General features: G+C 39.4%; 9 protein-coding genes. All 9 read right to left on the minus strand.

What is annotated here, in order from left to right; all coding sequences use genetic code 11:
• Window positions 1-4: 4 nt before the first annotated feature.
• Window positions 5-2,491 carry a glycoside hydrolase family 31 protein gene (locus K322_RS0108460; protein ID WP_026626496.1) on the minus strand — a complete coding sequence of 829 codons (2,487 nt, stop codon included), beginning with the start codon at window positions 2,489-2,491 and terminating at the stop codon, window positions 5-7.
• A gap of 257 nt (window positions 2,492-2,748) precedes the next feature.
• Window positions 2,749-4,506 (minus strand): endo-dextranase, encoded by a 1,758-nt coding sequence (locus K322_RS0108465; protein WP_026626497.1) that lies wholly within the window; start codon window positions 4,504-4,506, stop codon window positions 2,749-2,751.
• A gap of 75 nt (window positions 4,507-4,581) precedes the next feature.
• Complete coding sequence (locus tag K322_RS0108470; protein ID WP_026626498.1) at window positions 4,582-6,021, minus strand: SusF/SusE family outer membrane protein; 1,440 nt, start codon at window positions 6,019-6,021, stop codon at window positions 4,582-4,584.
• Window positions 6,022-6,054: 33 nt separating this feature from the next.
• Window positions 6,055-7,542, minus strand: a complete 1,488-nt coding sequence (locus K322_RS0108475) for a RagB/SusD family nutrient uptake outer membrane protein (RefSeq protein WP_026626499.1) — start codon at window positions 7,540-7,542, stop codon at window positions 6,055-6,057.
• 26 nt (window positions 7,543-7,568) lie between these two features.
• Complete coding sequence (locus tag K322_RS0108480; protein WP_026626500.1) at window positions 7,569-10,568, minus strand: SusC/RagA family TonB-linked outer membrane protein; 3,000 nt, start codon at window positions 10,566-10,568, stop codon at window positions 7,569-7,571.
• A 289-nt stretch (window positions 10,569-10,857) separates the two neighbouring features.
• Entirely contained in the window at window positions 10,858-12,525 is a 1,668-nt protein-coding gene (locus tag K322_RS0108485) for a DUF6377 domain-containing protein (protein WP_026626501.1), read from the minus strand.
• Window positions 12,526-12,686: 161 nt separating this feature from the next.
• Window positions 12,687-13,739, minus strand: a complete 1,053-nt coding sequence (locus tag K322_RS18985) for a glycoside hydrolase family 43 protein (protein ID WP_035331740.1) — start codon at window positions 13,737-13,739, stop codon at window positions 12,687-12,689.
• 4 nt (window positions 13,740-13,743) lie between these two features.
• Window positions 13,744-16,089: a beta-galactosidase gene (locus tag K322_RS0108495; protein ID WP_026626502.1), complete on the minus strand. Its 2,346-nt coding sequence runs from the start codon at window positions 16,087-16,089 to the stop codon at window positions 13,744-13,746.
• Window positions 16,090-16,152: 63 nt separating this feature from the next.
• Complete coding sequence (gene galK, locus K322_RS0108500) at window positions 16,153-17,298, minus strand: galactokinase (protein ID WP_026626503.1); 1,146 nt, start codon at window positions 17,296-17,298, stop codon at window positions 16,153-16,155.
• Window positions 17,299-17,661 lie beyond the last annotated feature (363 nt).

Below are 17,661 nucleotides of genomic sequence, written 5' to 3' on the forward strand. Positions count from 1 at the left end.
ATTACTAATTATTTATTTGTATGTTGATTCTATTTCTTTGGTCCGGAATTTTTACCCAACATTCCATCGTAACCTCATTCCATGACCATTCGGTAGAAATTATATCCTTGTTCAAAGTCTCCGAGATAGATTGTTCTACTACATTTTTTATAACAATTCCATTTACAGTTACTGTTTCAGGCTTTTTATCCAAATGATATTTCAGTACGATATTTCTTTTCTGCGATTGAATAAACCCTTTGTCGTCCGGAGTTATACTTGTCGTATATCCGTCTTCAGAAGTTGTACACATAAATTGTGTTTTAGAGTAAATATCCTTCAGATAATCAAGATTCTCTCCATTATCCTCGTACAATTCAAAAGAAGTGCTTTCGTCCACATAATTCGGAAATATATGAACAAATACCGGATAATCCTTATTTTCGTGAATATACTGCATTACAGGCATCATCGGTATAATAGAGCCTTTTTTTACAAATATAGGAATTGTATTTAAAGGAGCCTTGTAAGCAATAGTTTGTCCACCCAGATAAACGGTTTTCTTATCATTAAAGTCGATCCATTCTCCATCAGGCAGATATACGCGTTTTACCCGTTCACCCTTTTTTAGAACAGGTGCGACCAAAATTTCTTCACCAAATATAAATTGATTGTCAATTTTAGCAGCTTCCGCATCGTTCGGATATTCCATAAACAGTCCTCTGGTAATAGGTAATCCTGTATCGTGGGCTTTGCGTGAATAAGTATAGAGATAGGGGAACAATTGATATTTAAGTTCGATTGCAGCCTTACTGTTCTTTTCCACCACATCGCCAAACATCCAGGGTTCTACAGCATTATCGCCTTCGTGATGAATACGGCTTAGAGGACAGAATACACCAAATTGCAGCCAGCGGGTATACAGTTCACCCATTGCCTTGTAATCGGTAATATCTCCGCAGTAACCCGAAATATCGGTTGTCCAGAAAGGAATACCTCCTAATCCTGCGGAGATACCGACAGCTACCTGATTCTCGAGTTGCCCCCATCCTTCAAGAACATCATTTCCGTTTCCGCTATCGTTAGTCCATCCAAAAGTATATCGTTGCAGTCCTGCATAAGCAGACCTTGTCATCTGGAATATACGGCGGTTTGGATTATGTTTCTCGAATTGTTCTTTTACAACTTTATCCCAAGTTAGTCCATAGATATTATGAACTTCATTGTGCATTCCGATATGATGTTTCATAAACAGACGGTCTACATCTTCTTCGTTGCTCCAGGCAGGTTCACCCATATCAGTCCAAAAGCCGCTTATTCCGTCATCTATCGGTTTTTGCTGATATTTTCCCCACCAGTCGGCAACTTCGGGTATGCTGAAATCGACCACACCGCAATTTCCACCCCATGGCCATGGCATATCATAAGATTTTCCTGTGCGGACGTCTTTAACGAAATATCCAAGTTTATCGGCCTCCTGCCATTGCTTCTTATTTGCCTGAGAGACAACTGGATCTTGTGATACAATCATCTTAAAACCTTGAGATTTTAAATTCTGAAGCATGCCTTTAGGGTTGGTGTAGTTGCCTTTTCGCCATTCAAAATCCTGCAGATTCTGAGTCCAGCCGATATCCTGATAAATAATATCACATGGTATCTGGCGTTTACGGAATTCGGCAGCTACCTGTAGAGCCTGATCTTCTTTAGTGTAAAGCCCCCGGCATTGAGCAAGCCCCAATGCCCATTTAGGAGGCATGATCGGTTTTCCGGTCAGGTCAATATATTGTTCCTGAATTTCTTTATAGTCTTTTCCGAATATGAAATAATAGACAAATGCTCCGTCGGGAGCTTCGAATGAATAATATTCGTCCGATTCCGTTCCGAATTTAAATTCAGTCTTATAGGTATTATCAAGAAATATTCCGTAACGGTAGCTGCTCATAAAGAAAGGAATACTCTTAGCTAAAGGGTCTTCCGTTACGCTATAGCAAGGGCGGTCGCTGTTCCACATCTTATATGAATGTCCACGGCGGTTAAGCGTTCCTGTTTTTTCACCTAATCCAAAGAACTGTTCGTCGTTTCTTAATACTTTATACGCTTTTACAGCAGAAGAATCAGATACATGCCCTTTATCTTTGAAGTCACTGAAAACCAATTTCTGCCATTTATCGAATATCTGTAACTGCATCGGGTTTTTATTAACCCTGATGCGTAATTTTGATGTAAATATCTCGTAGCAGGCAGGTTCTTCATTAACATTGACTTCTCCTACATTCTCGAGACTCTCATTCACCACGGCGTAAGAATGGTTTTTTCGGGTAAGTTTACCTGACTGATCAAACCATACTTTTACTACCGAATTACTATTGATTGTCAAAGACAGCTTAGCCCCGTCCTTACAATTAAATATTACTTCATTTCCTTTCTTTGTATAGGAAATACATTCCCCGGCGAATAGAACCGCCGAAGAAAGTATTATCCCGAAAACTAGTAAACCTATTTTTTTTATCATATATCTTTATTCTTTTAGGCTGCAGATGGCAACCTTTATTTTCAATCAGGTAAGGCAAAAAAGGTAACACCGAAACATTCTACTTACTATTTTGTTACTTTCTTCTGATATTTGTTTTCCAGCCTTTTAACCGTCAAAAGGTAACAAAGGTGACGAAAGAATGTACTTTTCGGATGTACCCTTTTTGTTCTGTTTTATACTTACAACTGTATTCTATTGCATAGATAAAATTTTCAGTTGATCAGTTTCGATACCGTTTAGTATTCCAATACAACCATATCCCAATATTTAAGAGAAGGCACGGTTAAATTGATTTCATTACCCGATTGAGTAAAGTCTATGCTCTGTGCAACTCCTCCATTGATATCGGGAGAGGCTATCCATACCTTAGAGACTGTTTTTCCTGAGGATATACTGATTCCGATTCCGGAAACGGTTGTTGCAGCTGTTTGATTTCCATTTGTATCACGCCATTCCATCGAATTTGCATTCGTAAAGTTTATCAGGTGTAATACATCCCTGTTTGTAAATCTTTTCGAAACAACTGCTACTTCACCTTGCGATGCAGGCCAGTTATTGAATATCAGTTTATTGTCGGTAGATTGTACCTTGATGCTGGAAAAAGTTCCGCCATCACGCAACAGGTTCTGATAGGCAACCAGAAAATCGTAATAATAAGTCAGATTCTGTTTTGTCTCCCTTTTCATTTGTAAGTTCGAATTCGGGAAATATTCATTCGACAGATAATGTTCTCCTAATTCGAGGTGGGCACCTCCAAATGAGAATATGACCGCATTGGTCAATAATATACCTGGCATATTTATGAATCCTGAATTTCCGGACTTATCATAATTCATATAAGCTGCTAAAACAGTTTGTTTAGCGTTGTTACTATACGAATTGTTATTGATAATTACCTGAGCAAGGTCTTCGTAGGTTTTACTTTCAGACCAGACTTCAGTATATAAGAAGTCTATGTCCGATTTGGAGATGCTTTTCTCTTGCCCGTATTGGCTGACTGCATTCATCACCAGTCTTTTTTCCGGGTTAGCCTGTTTCATAGCGGCTATAAATGATTTATATGTTTCATCGAGTTTTACATCTTCACCGTTGTAATTATATACTGTTCCTCTGTCTCCTAACTGGTCGATGTGATATCCGTCGAAATTAAATACCGAGTATACATCTTTGTTTCTTCCGGCCAGATATGCCTGCCACTCGGTATTACCCGGATTGGTCAAATAAATGTTGCTGCGGAAAGGAGCATCTAACGGATGGTTGTCTTTTTCTGTATGATTTTTGTCCTTGAATAAGTACCACTCTTCTTTTACTCCGTCAGAAGCAGCATTATCCAATGCCCCGAAAGCAAGATTGTAAAACATAGCCTTCATTCCTTTGTTATGAGCTGCATCAATATAACCTTTTACGGTAGACTGATAGTTGGTACGTCCGATGAGGTCGAGCCACGATTCAGCAGGATTTTCAACTGTTCCGGCTAATGGGCGTTGATGATCATACATCCAGTCATAGAATTGAATACCATTGATGTGATACCTGTTTAATACTTCCACATTGTCTATGATGGTTTTGTCTGAAAGTTTACCGTATGAAGATAAAAATCCGTAACGAGGGAATTTCTTCCAATCCGACGATACGTCAACAGCTATACTCTGATATACCTTTTCTGTTCCGTCTTCAGTAGCATAAATATCTACCATGTAACCTTTGTAATCATCGGCAGGAGCCTGCCAGCTCCAAGACTCGGACGATAGGCTTTCTTCTTTCAGAACTTCACCTAAGTGTGAATATCTGACTTTGAGATTTCCCGAGGGTTTATCTTTCAGGGTAAACTGTACGGTTTCGCCCGGTTGATAACAAGCCTTGTCGGTTGTTAGTGTTGCATTGAAATATGTCTCTCCGTATATTACCGGATCATTTTTTGTATCGTAATAATCTTCACAGCCGGTGGTTAGTATAGCCAGACCAAAAGCCAAGGATAAATACGTCTTTTTCATGTTATTGTATCTTTAAAAGAGGAGTTTCTTAATCTGAGACTCCTCTGCTCTTGTTATTTAAAGAGGTCTGAGACCTTATTTTTTGATAATTACAGTTTGTTGCAGCTGATCCAATTCGATAGTATATGTTCCCGCACTGGAGATTTTCCATTTATTATCGGGATTTGCTCCGCCGGCACTGAAAATCATTTGCTCGGTAGTGCCTGTTGGTTCTTTTCCGTTTTCACTGGCTAAAAACCAATCGCCGTTCCAGTCACTTTTCTTGTCGCAGGTAAATTTTAATTCTCCGGCGTTAAGAGTTCCTGTCCAAGTGAATTTATATGGATTACCCGATACAACTGTCATTGGTGTCGCACTATCGATACTCCATCCGTTAGGAGCTGCGTCTCCTATCAGATAGATGAGTTTATATGGAGTGAACGGAACGATATCTATTTTCATGTCACGTGTATCGAGTTTTATCTTATAAACCCCTCCGGCAATGTTCCATTTATTGTCGGGGTCTCCTGCCCATTTGCTGACTTCAAGATTAGTTCCAGCTCCTGTTTGATCTACTGTAGGACGGAAAAATGCAGCATCCCAGTTTTGGGCTGTAGCTATTTTGAAATCACCTCCGGCTGATAAATCAGCGTTATAATGGAAGATAAACGGATCGGATGGATCTACAGTCATTGCTTTGAAGTTCCATCCTGTAGGGTTTCCTACCAGCCACAATTCGCTGTATTCAGGAGCATCCAGAGTCTCAATGCTAATCACCATATTAATGATGTTGAGTGAAATTTTATAGATACCAGTTGCAGGTATTGTGAATTTATCGTCTGCATCTTTATCCGATTCACGTAAAGAGAGTTTAGTATTATCACTTCCCTTATTGTATGATGGAAGGAAACTGCCCAATGTGGTGATAAATTTCAGTTCTCCGGCATTTAGTTTTCCTTGCCATACAAAACCTCCCGCAGCTCCTGATACGGTATTCATTTTAGTGGCGTTATCTGCACTCCATCCATTGGGTGCTGCGCTGCCGATAAGGTAAAGGGTAGATGATACGGGTTTATAAGTTTTAACTGAAACTTTTAGTACTTCTGAAACTTGGGGATCTATATTTTCCTGAAGAACTTTTGCTGTAACACGGGCTTCCAACTCAACCGAAGTATTGGTTTCGGCTCCAAGTTGATTGATGATTATTGCATTTAGTTCTTCCGTCTTATAAGAAACAGATGTTTTACCCTGAGTTAGTTTAACTTCTATTTTTTTGTTGAAATCAGTACCTCCGAGTCCAAGTTCGAATGTATATGTAATAGCTGCATTTGTATTGAAGTTAGATCCGGGTGTCCATTCGAAAGTAATGGCATTACTTTGGGGAGCGGTAACATCCAGTTCCAGCGAGGTATTATCCGCTGATAATGTCAACGGTTGATTGCCGAGATCTGTTTCTTTATAGTCATCATCACAAGAGATGAATAAAGCCGGAATAGTCAGAAGTATTCCCAACAGTATATTAGTTATATTTTTCATTTTGAATTCAGTTTTTAATATAAGTAAGAGACCTTAATAACCCGGATTTTGTTTAAGATTGGGATTAGAGTCTATTTCTTTTTGAGGAATAGGTAATAATAAATGCTTCTTCTGGGCATTGACTTTTCCTATTGAGTGCAAAAAGTTAAGAGCATATTGTCCATTATCCCAACGGATCATGTCAAACCATTGGTGGCCTTCGAATGCCAATTCAATACGGCGTTCATGTCTAATCTTTTCACGCATTTCCTCCTGCGATAGGTTTTCAATGTCACTTCTGTTAGTCAGTCCGGCACGTTTTCTTACTTGATATAGAGGTTCTATGGCATCAGACGTATTGCCCAATTCATTTTCTGCTTCTGCTTTCATCAACAATATATCGGCATAACGAAGAACGATAATACTAGCCGAATTGGTGTTGTAATCAGGTGAAACAGATGTAGGAACTAAAAATTTCCTGACATTATAACCTGTAGAGGACATGGTGCTTTTGTATTGCTTACCATCGAAAGAGGGACCTCCTTCGTAAAGGATTGTTTTATCTTTACGTAAGTCTCCCGATTCGTATTGGTTCACAAATTCTTGAGTAGGTTGATTCCAACCATAGCCTCCGCCAACCCATCCGGAGTTGCGAGGACCCATATAGGTGCTTAACCAGCAAGCCTGATTTTCATCGTCCCAGAAACCGGCTTTTGTCAAGCCATAATACTGTATTTCGAATAAAGATTCTGCTGTATTCTTGTTCTTCTCTTCTCCTCCGAAGCAGTCACTGTAATCAGAATTAAGAACGTACCCAAGGTTTTCGACCATATTGCACATTTCCAGGCTCTTTTGATACTGACCTATAGTAAGATATACTTTTGCTAACATTCCCGCGGCAGCTCCTTTGCTCGCTCTACCAAGATCTTTACTGCTGTATTCTTCGCGGCGAGGAAGTTTGTCTATTGCATCCAGGAGATCGGGAATGATGACTTCGTTATAGATACGGTCTTTACTTACTCTCTCAGGGAACAAGTCGTCTCCCGGTTTGGTGGGAGTGAGGCTTAATGGAACATCTCCGAATAATTGAACTAAAATAAAGTAATAACTCGCCCGTAGAAATTTAGCCTCACCGATACATCTGTTTTTGATACTTTCGCTGATGTTCATGTTAGGAACATTCTCTAATACCGTGTTACAGTAGAGAATGCCGGGATTGGGTCCACGCCACAAATCGAGAGCAGCAAAATTATCGGGACCTGTAACAAAGTTGGCCAGTTGGATCGTTTCTATTCCGTCGTCACCGCCGCCTGCTCCGACTTCACTGTTTCCGGCGACAATATCAAGTGCCCACATACGCATATTGTACAGTTTGGGGCGTTGCATAGGTTGATATGCTGCATTGGTCATGGCTATTGCCGATGCTTCATCCTTCACATTCTCGGCTGTAGGATCTTCGTAAGGTTCTTTATCCAAAAAATCGGAACAAGAAGAAAACATACATGCCAGCAGGAGACATCCTGTATATATTATTTTTTTCATGATTGTATTATCTGTTTTAGTAATAATTAAAACTTAAGATCAACTCCGAAACTTATTGTACGGGTCAGAGGATAATTACTGTTATCGACTCCGCCTTGTATTTCCGGATCAAAACCAGAATATTTAGTAAGGGTCAGCAGATTCTGAGCAGACATATAAAAACGAAGACTGTTTATAGAAGCTTTCTTAATCAAAGATTCCGGTAAGGTATACCCTAAAGTAAGGTTCTTCAATCTCAGATAAGATCCGTCTTCTATAAATCGGGTCGAAGTACGTGTGTTTTTGTTCGGGTCGCTGTAAATAGCACGAGGCATAGAATTGCTTGTTCCTTCTCCTGTCCAGCGATTCAGAACCTTTTTGGTTTGATTGCGAACGGTATACATTCCCTCAAGAGTAACACGGTTGGCATTATAAATATCATTACCAGCCACTCCTTGGAGAAATACCTGCATATCGAAATTCCGATACGAGAAGCTGTTAGTCATTGAAAAATTCCATGCAGGAGTTGGATTTCCGATATAAGTACGGTCGTAATCGTTTACAACTCCGTCGTTATTTATATCTAAAAACTTAATATCTCCGGGAGCTGTTCCATTAGCTGCATCTGTTCCCTGATATTGATATGCGTAACTGTTTACTTCGTTCCAATTTTGGAAGATACCATTTGTAATCCATCCATAGAACGAACCGACCGGAAGTCCTACTGTATGTTGTTGATATCCACTGTATATGGAGACGTTGTTGTTTAGTTTGATTATCTTATTCTTATTATAAGAGATATTGAAATCGGTATTCCATTCGAAATCTCCTTTTATATTCTGTGAAGCAACGGTTAGTTCCCATCCCGTATTACGAACCTTTCCTGCGTTGATCATAGGAGTGTAGATATCCGAATATCCGGTTGTGATCGGCACTACCATACTTACAAGCATATCGGTTGTGTTTTTGACATAAGCATCAAACGTAACATTGATGCGTTGTTTGAATAATGAAGCATCAAAACCGATATTGCCTTGTTTCACCGTTTCCCATTTTATATCGGGATTAGGCATCACCAATGGATATAATGTAGATACGGGTGTTCCGTTAAATACATACTGAGATGTTTTGAGACGGGTAACAGCTGCATAGTTATCCAAAACTCCCTGATTACCTGTAACACCATATCCCATACGGATTTTAATATCGCTCAATATATTGTTCCTTTTGTAAAAAGATTCTTCCGATAATCTCCATGCACCAGAGAATGAAGGGAATGTACCCCATCGATTTGCCTTAGTGATACGTGAAGTTCCGTCACGGCGAACCGTTGCAGTTAGTAGATATTTGTCATTAAATGAATAGTTTACGCGTCCGAAGAACGAAAGTAATGCCCATTCGTTTTTGCTGCCTCCGACAGTCGGATCAAGTAATCCATTGTTCAATTGATTATTACTGTCCGAAAGAAAACCCTGAATGCTTGCTTTCGAATAGTTATATGTGTTATTCTGGGCACTGGATCCTATCATTACATTCAGATTGTGTTTCTCGTTGAATGTATCCATATAGGTAAGGGTATTGTCCCATAAATAAGTTAAGCTTTTGTTTGACTGTTCGCTGCGGTAAGAATTTACAACCGGAATCGGCTGCCAATCGTATTTCGGAGTGAAATTATTTTCATCCCAGAATTTGAAATCAATACCTCCGGTCATTTTATAGGTAACCTTATCGAACAGAGAGGCTTCTCCATATAGATTTCCTAAAACATTATAGCCCTTGGTCGTTGTATTATTTAGGCGTGCGGTTCCGATCGGGTTGCGAAGGTCTCCGTAATATTGAGCTTCGGTTCCGGGTCCCGAATACGTGCCGTCTTCGTTGTATATCGATTGAGTAGGCAGAGATGCTAATGTATTTAATATACTGTAATCTCCATTCTTCTTTGTATCGTGGCTTAGAGTTACATTGTTTCCGAATTTCAGCCACGGGCGGACTTTCGATTCGTTATTGAACTGAAGAGTATAACGGCGGTAAGATGTATTTATTACAATACCATTCTGATCGAATACACTTCCCGATACGTAATAATTACTTTTGTCTGTTCCTCCCGAATAAGAAACAGAATAATTTTGCATTGCGGCTGTACGAAGCAAAGCATCAGTCCAGTCTGTTCCTTTTCCCCATGAGGTCGGATCTTCAAAATCGGGGCGTTGAGTCCGGTTGTTATTAGCCATCATGTCATTATGCAGTGATGCGAATTGCGAAGCATTCAACATTTTCGGAACACTTGTTGCATCTTGTATGCCCCAGTTTGCACTGACAGATATAATACCGTCTCCGCTTTTTCCTTTTTTAGTCGTAATCAGAACAACACCGTTTGCTCCACGCGACCCATAGATAGCGGTAGCGGAGGCATCTTTTAGTATATCAATTGTTTCTACATCGTTTTGGTTTAAAGCGTTCAGCGGCATATCAGTAGGTACACCATCTATTACCAGTAGTGGGTCGGTGCTGTTGATAGAACCAAGTCCTCGTATACGTATGCTAACATTGCTGCCCGGTGCTCCGGCATTAACGACCTGTACTCCGGCAGCCTGTCCTTGAAGGGCCTCTCCGATATTTGCCACAGGCTTGTCTTTAAGTGATTTTGCACCCACAGACGCAAGAGACCCGGTTAGGTCTTTCTTTCTCATAACACCGTAGCCGACTACTACAACTTCGTTTAGCATTTCGGTGTTATCTTTCATAATAATATGGAAATCAGATCGGTCATTTACGATAATTTCCTGAGTTAAGAACCCCAGATAAGAAACAACGATAACAGCACCATCCTTTACTTCCAGCGAAAACTTTCCGTCTATATCTGTTGCTGTGCCCGAAGTTGTGCCTTTTTCGGAAACCGATGCTCCGATTACACTTTCTCCTTTCTCATCGACAACAATTCCTGTTATCTTTTTTTGAGCAAACATCGATGATGATAAGGTTAAGACCAGCATAAGCATAAATGCTTTCCTGAAATAATCCCATCTACTTTTTTGAATTTGTTTCATGGTTTAACTTGATTAAGGTCACAGACCTATTTATTATTTAGGTAAATAAAATAACCGGGAATGGTTACTGAAGATATACAGCCAATTTTTATCCGTATTTTAAAACATACAATAACTAATAGTGGTTCTGACTGAAAAAAGACTATATCCTCTTCAAAACAAAAATATGAGAGACATGTATTTAAATAAAATTCACATTGACAAAATATAGATACATGATAGGATTAATCATCTTATATATAAGTGATTATTTATTTTTTTACTGCGAAAAATATAGATTGAGTATCTGTTATTTTTTCTTAACGGAGCTTATTTTCATTACCCTGTTTTCGAAATCGTCACGAGGTACTGCAGCCTTATTTCTTACTCTGGTGCGATAGCTGTAAATTGTATTTGCGGAATAATGGAGGAAACTGGCTATTTTTGAACTATCGGTGATACCCAGACGGATAAGAGCAAATATACGTAATTCTACGTTGAGTAACTCATTGGGTTTCAAAACAAATTTTTCTTCATCGAGGAGTAGCGAATTGAATTCTTCGACAAAGTTTGGATACAAATGTAAGAAGATATTATCGAAATTCTCATAAAGTTCTTTCAACTCATTGTTAATCATGTCGCTGGATTTTAGCATCTTGTATAATTCATCCAGCTTTTTTTCCACGGCCTTTTTGTTTAAGGTGTTCTGATACTTTTCCAATTTGTTGATGTATGTTGAACACAAATCGAGAAAATGTCCTATATAAGCTTCCTTTATCTGGTTTGCTTCGGATAAATTGGTGTTAGCTTCCGATAATTCTTTATTTACAATATGTAACTGGCTGTTTGTCCCTTGTAGCTCATCGTTTAGTTCGTTCAGCTTTACGTTTGTACGATATAATTCTTTCCTGATACGGGCAACCCTTTTCATTTGCCTGTAAGTGTATACAATAGCTAAGACCAGAAAGAACGATAAGATACATGCCAGCATGAGATATGACCGTAATTCGGAGTTCTTCCCATTTATCTTTTCCTTGTATGCCAAGTCGATGATCGGGAATATCTGAGAAGCTTCGTATGCCCTGAATCGTGCATTCGAAAACATAGCGTCTTCCATTGATGAGCGTATGCAGTCATATGCCCGTTCTATATCGCCTGTTTCATACAGAACAGTTGCCAGAGCTTGCATTGAGGCATTTTCTTTGATTGAGTTTTTTATATCGCATATTGCCGATATGGCATAATATCTCTTTTGTAAGTCGGTATTTCCTTCCTTCATATAGATATTTGCCAGAGCATAAGCCAATACTGCTTTCTCGTGGGTATCAGTTTTGGTCTGATTGAGCATGGTTTGCAGCATTTGTTTAGATTCGTTCAGCTTTTGCTGGTCATATAGCTTTTCGGCGTATACAATTTTATAGTGGTTGGATTTTTTATCCAGAATATTAAGCAGTGAATCTCGGTATAGATCACTAGTTGCTTTATAAGACCGTGTATAAGGATTATTTTGTGAGTAATTGCTATATAACAATTTATAGCAATCGTAATATTTAACTAATAACCAATCAGGCAAAGTTTTTTTATCGATAGACTTCAGGCTGTCTTTCGATTCTATATACATGCTCGAAAATATATACAGAGAGATAAGATCGAGTTTAGACTCGTTTATCCGGGTGATATCGTTTCTTTTCCTTGCGATTTTAAGGTTTTGCTCGGTATAGAAGATAGCCGAATCGGAGATGAAGGTCTTATATTCATCGTACAGTTGGTGGTTGATATCGTAACGCTGGCTATCGCTTATATCGGGTACTGCCAGCATCGATTTGACACGTGATATCTTATCTTTCTTTTGCTGCACATATATTCCCTTCTTTTCTATCAGTTTATATAGGGTACTGTATATTGTATCGGAGGTGGTATGAGCCTGAGATACAAAGGATATGAGAAGTAATAAAATTACAGGTGAAAATCTTTTCATAATCGCAGCTCTTCAATAGTCCAATCATTCTTTGCTGCCAAAGATAGTGGTTTTCATCCGATTTTTATCTTTGATGCTTATGACTATAAGATTCAGATTATGATTAAAAAAGAAAAGAGCCATCTAAGATTTTCTTAAATGGCTCTGCTTTCACTGCATTTTTATTTAAAAGCTGTTGCTATATTCCATTCTGTCTGCCAAGGAATATCGATCTCTCCGTTCTCTTTGAAATGGAGAGGCAGCCATATATAACGGGAGTTTATCAGGTCTGTTTTATTCCATTTGTCGAACATCGCGATATAGGCATTTTCTTTACCTTCGATTTTTAAGACATTGGTGCTTTGACCATAGAATGTAATGTCGGCATCTTTACCGGAGCAGGGATTACCTTTCACTGTCCATTCTCCAAGCATTGAATCTGCGACAGCGTATTCAGCCTGATTCGGGTCCCAGCCGGTACAACCCGATGACAGGATATAGTACTTTCCTTGATGTTTAAATACTGCCGGAGCTTCTCTGGACTGATCTATAAAATTACGGGTGAATTGTCCTGCAGGTTTAAGATAGTCGTCTGTAAGAAGGCTTATGTATAACGTCTTGTTTTCTTCCGAAGAATATATGTGATACGCCTTACCGTCATCGTCCTTGAATAGGGTCATATCCCTACTCATTTGTCCGTTAGGACGCATCGATCCGAGATACTCGAAATTCCCCGAAGGAGAATCCGATATGGCTACTCCGGCGGCTGCTTTAGCATAATCATGAGAATCGACATGAAGCCACATAACGAACTTTTTGGTCTTTTCGTTATATATTACTTTAGGCCTTTCAAGAACATTTGATGGATGGAGTTCCGAATTGATATCGGTTGTGTCGGGCTTAAGTACAACTCCTTCGAATTTCCAGTTGGTAAGGTCTTTTGAAGAGTAGCAAGAAACGCCTCCGGCCTCTGTCCTGTAGCATTCCCAGCTCGGAACTTTCGGATTCCAGTATGTCGAATCGCCTTTGTATTCTCCGTACCAATAGTAAGTACCATCATGGTATAGAATGCCACCTCCGTGTGCGTTGATTCGGTTCCCATCGGTATCGAGCCATTCTTCTCCCGATATGATCATTTTTGTATTGGGCTCAGTCGCTGCATCCGGAGCCTTTTTCTGTCCGCAAGCGACAATGACCAATAGAATGATCGAATAAAAAAAGATCTGTTTTTTCATATGATTAGAGTTTAAATGGTTTTAGTTTCAAATATACTCTGTAATTTTTAATCATACCTGTTTGATTCGATTCTGCACGAGGCAGATAAGAGAATCCTGTGATAACCTTTTCTTCATTCAGATCTATAACTATCTGATGAGGATGTTTCATCTTGGTTGTTGAGTAGTTAGTATGCCAGAATGTCGATTCTTGAAGATCAAATACATTACTTGCTATATTATTGGCAACCTCTGTTTCTTCGCTATCGGCATATACTACCTTCCAATGTTGGCGTGAAAGAGGTTTGCCGTCTTCACCTAGAATCTCGAGTTCGGCAATTGCAGAATAATCATCTCCACCGAATGAGTCAAGGGCTTCAATACAAAAATAACGGGCATTTTGTTTTTTATCAAACTTGATATGCTGCCAGCCGTTTCCAGGTTTGAAAGAGGATTTATAGAACGGAGTTTCGTTACTCAGATCAAGATTTTCGCCTAATTTGCGATGACTATATGCTGCATTTCCGGTAAGTACATCAAGTATCGGTTGACGTAATCCTTCTATTTTAGTTGCTCTTGGTGATGCCAGATCAAATACTATAATTTCGTTTTCGCCTTCTTTCAGCCAGCATCCCGGAACGTATAAAGTCTGTTGGGGTCCGATTTCCCAATAGCGACCCATTGCATGACCATTGACCCAAACCAATCCTTTGCTCCAGTCGCTCATGTTTAGGAATGTATCTCCTGTTTTTGCTAAGTTGAATGTTGCTTTGTAATAAGCAGGATGTTTCTGAGTATTCGAATCTTTCTTATAGATCTTGTCTTTAGCAAAACTGTAATCCACAGGAATATTGAATACCTGCCAGTTTTTAAGATCTTTAGTATTGCCATCTGAAGACAATTCTACTTTCTGGGTGATTCCTTTCCAATCATAAATACCTTTACCGAAATTCATACGTCCCATTGCTTCAACTAAAATATCCAGAACAGCTCCTTCTTTTACAGGAGGCAGGCTTACTATACCTTCACCTTTTAAGCGGCTTAGAGTTGCTATCTTCTTTCCATCGATATATACCTGTGTCCAGTCGTGGGCTTCGGTTATAGTCAGAGTTTGCTCTTTGTCGGATTTCTGAAGTTTGGTTCGATAAAGGATACTTCCCCATCCCTGATCGAAAAATTCCATAGGCTTGATATCTTCACTGAATTTGGGTGCAGGAAGATTCTCAAACAGATTAGCAACCTGAGTAAATTCGATTGCGGGTATGCTGATTGTTGGAATAGAATCCGGAATCTGAGGTAGTGATTGCCCTTCAGGCAGATAATTCTTCAATAATTCCCTAACTTCATAATATTTAGGAGTTGCTTTTCCTGATTCGCTGATTGGCGCATCATAATCATAAGATGTACAAGTTGGCGAGAAGTTTGGAAAGTTGGCTCCACCCCAATGTCCGAAACTTGTTCCTCCATGTGTCATGTACAGACTGAATGAAATATTCTGATCAAGCATTTCCTTTAATCCGTTGACTAATGCCGAGGCACTTCGGGTTTCATGTTTTGCTCCCCAGTGGTCAAACCATCCCGACCAGAATTCGCTGCACATAAGAGGAGTATCGGGTCGAAGTTCTTTCAGTCTGCGGAATTGGTCTCCGATATTTGCTCCTGTTCCGAAATTGATCGTCCAAAGCAAGCCTTCTAAGGCATTATTTTCGAAGTTGGAGTTCCAGTCGCATTGGAATAATGGAACTTCGTTGAATCCTGCTCCTTTTACTATATCCCTTATTTCGGCGATATATGGTTTGTCAGTACCGAAAGATCCGTATTCGTTTTCGACCTGTACCATGATGATATTACCGCCTTTGCTTATTTGCAGGTCAGCAAGCTGTTTTCCTACTTCGTTCATAAATAGCTTAGTGCGTTCCATGAAATAAGGATCTTGTTCACGCAGGCGGATGTCTTGTTTCTTTAACAGCCACCAAGGTAATCCTCCCATTTCCCATTCGGCACAAACATAAGGGCCGGGACGAACTATAACATACATTCCGTGTTTTTGGGCAAGGCGGCAAAATTCGGCAACATCTTTATTTCCCGAAAAGTCGTATTTGCCTTCCTCCTGTTCGTGCAGATTCCAGAAAATGTAAAGGCATATCGTATTCATGCCTAAGGCTTTGCTCATTTCTATGCGGTGTTCCCAATATTCTTTGGGTATACGCGGATAATGTATTTCTGCTGCCTTAATAACAAAAGGCTTATTGTTGAGTAAAAATGTTTTGTTGCCAACTTCGAATTTACCGGCATTCTTGCCCGGCGTGCAGGCAAAGGTGCTCAGAAGTATAGCAAACAAACATACTAAAGATAAAAAGGTCTTCTTCATTGGTATATTTTGTTTATGTAAGGGTTTTAGGTTTTTTATTGTCCGGTTAAGTAACTGTATTGATTATGCCAGTCTGCGAGCTCCGTCTTTAATGACAACATCGTATACTTTGGGTTTTATCTTGAATTTTTGTTCGTAAGCTTCTGTTGCTCTTTTTATAAAGCCATCATGTAATTCGTCTTTTACGAGGTTGATGGTACAGCCACCGAATCCTCCACCCATCACTCGTGAACCGGTAACTCCGCATTGACGGGCTACATCATTCAGAAAGTCAAGTTCGGCACAGCTCACTTCATATTTCCGGCTTAGACCGATATGGGTTTCATACATTTTTTTACCTACTGTTTCGTAGTCTCCATTTTTCAAGGCTTCACAGGCATCCTGCAGGCGTTGTATTTCTTCGATTACAAACTCAGCACGCATGTAATCTTCGGCACTAACTTCGTTGGCTACTTCTTTCAACATATCCAGATTGGCATCTCTCAGCAATTCTACTTCGGGATGATATTTTCTGATGTATGATGCTGCATTTTCGCATGATTCTCGACGCTTGTTGTATGCTGAAGATGCTAGCTCGTGAGCGACACATGTATTGATAAGCACCAAACGATAGCCTTTCGGATCGAAAGGAACATATTCATACTCTAAAGTACGGCAATCTAAACGGATCAATGAACCTTCTTTTCCGAAACAAGACGCAAACTGATCCATGATTCCGCATTTAACTCCTACGTAATTGTGTTCGGTGGCTTGTCCTATTTTAGCCAATTCGAATCGGTCGAATCCGCAATTGAATAAGTCGTTTATGGCAAAACCAAAACAGCTTTCGAGTGCCGCCGAAGATGACATTCCGGCTCCAAGAGGGACATCTCCCGCAAATACACAATCAAAACCGTGGAGTTTAGCTTCTCGTTTGATCATTTCCTGACAAACTCCGAAAATATATTTAGCCCACTGTTTTACCGGAGGTGTTTTCAAATCAAATTCAGCCATTTCCGAAAGATCCATAGCATAGGCTCGAATTTTATCCGATGTATCATTGGGTTTTATTATGCAGTACATTGCTTTGTCGATAGCTCCCGGTAGAACGAAACCTCCGTTATAGTCGGTATGTTCTCCGATCAGGTTTATTCTACCCGGTGAAGTGTAAACTATACCTTCAGTATTAAATAATGATTGAAATTTTTCGTGAAGGGCTTGTAATTCCATTTTATATGCTTTGTATTATTTAGTAAATAGATAGTTTCCTTCATACAAATATCTAAAATAAAACGGAAGGCATATAGTACTATATAAATCAGAACAGTGCTATAAATAGGTCATCTGCCTGAATTTTTCTATTTTGTGAATCAATAAAGAAGAAAAAACCGGACTGATTAAGAGTAATCAGTCCGGCATTTCCAAAAAGTTCGTAATTTTTTAAGTAACGAAAGCATTGTCTGACTCCTTTCAACATAACAACTGTTTGTGGTTGTTATGTCTTATCAGTCAATAAATAGTTGTGTACTTTAGATGTCTATAATTTATTAATTAACAGAAAGTATTTAATGATGTATATCAGAGAGATAGCTA

Origin of the sequence: Indolivaga capnocytophagoides DSM 22835 (assembly GCF_000426485.1) — a bacterium.
Classification (GTDB): domain Bacteria; phylum Bacteroidota; class Bacteroidia; order Bacteroidales; family Dysgonomonadaceae; genus Dysgonomonas_A; species Dysgonomonas_A capnocytophagoides.

Coding starts and splice junctions, on each gene's coding strand:
- K322_RS0108460 (WP_026626496.1), bottom strand. CDS start 2,491: ATGATAAAAAAAATAGGTTTACTAGTTTTCGGGATAATACTTTCTTCG.
- K322_RS0108465 (WP_026626497.1), bottom strand. CDS start 4,506: ATGAAAAAGACGTATTTATCCTTGGCTTTTGGTCTGGCTATACTAACC.
- K322_RS0108470 (WP_026626498.1), bottom strand. CDS start 6,021: ATGAAAAATATAACTAATATACTGTTGGGAATACTTCTGACTATTCCG.
- K322_RS0108475 (WP_026626499.1), bottom strand. CDS start 7,542: ATGAAAAAAATAATATATACAGGATGTCTCCTGCTGGCATGTATGTTT.
- K322_RS0108480 (WP_026626500.1), bottom strand. CDS start 10,568: ATGAAACAAATTCAAAAAAGTAGATGGGATTATTTCAGGAAAGCATTT.
- K322_RS0108485 (WP_026626501.1), bottom strand. CDS start 12,525: ATGAAAAGATTTTCACCTGTAATTTTATTACTTCTCATATCCTTTGTA.
- K322_RS18985 (WP_035331740.1), bottom strand. CDS start 13,739: ATGAAAAAACAGATCTTTTTTTATTCGATCATTCTATTGGTCATTGTC.
- K322_RS0108495 (WP_026626502.1), bottom strand. CDS start 16,089: ATGAAGAAGACCTTTTTATCTTTAGTATGTTTGTTTGCTATACTTCTG.
- galK (WP_026626503.1), bottom strand. CDS start 17,298: ATGGAATTACAAGCCCTTCACGAAAAATTTCAATCATTATTTAATACT.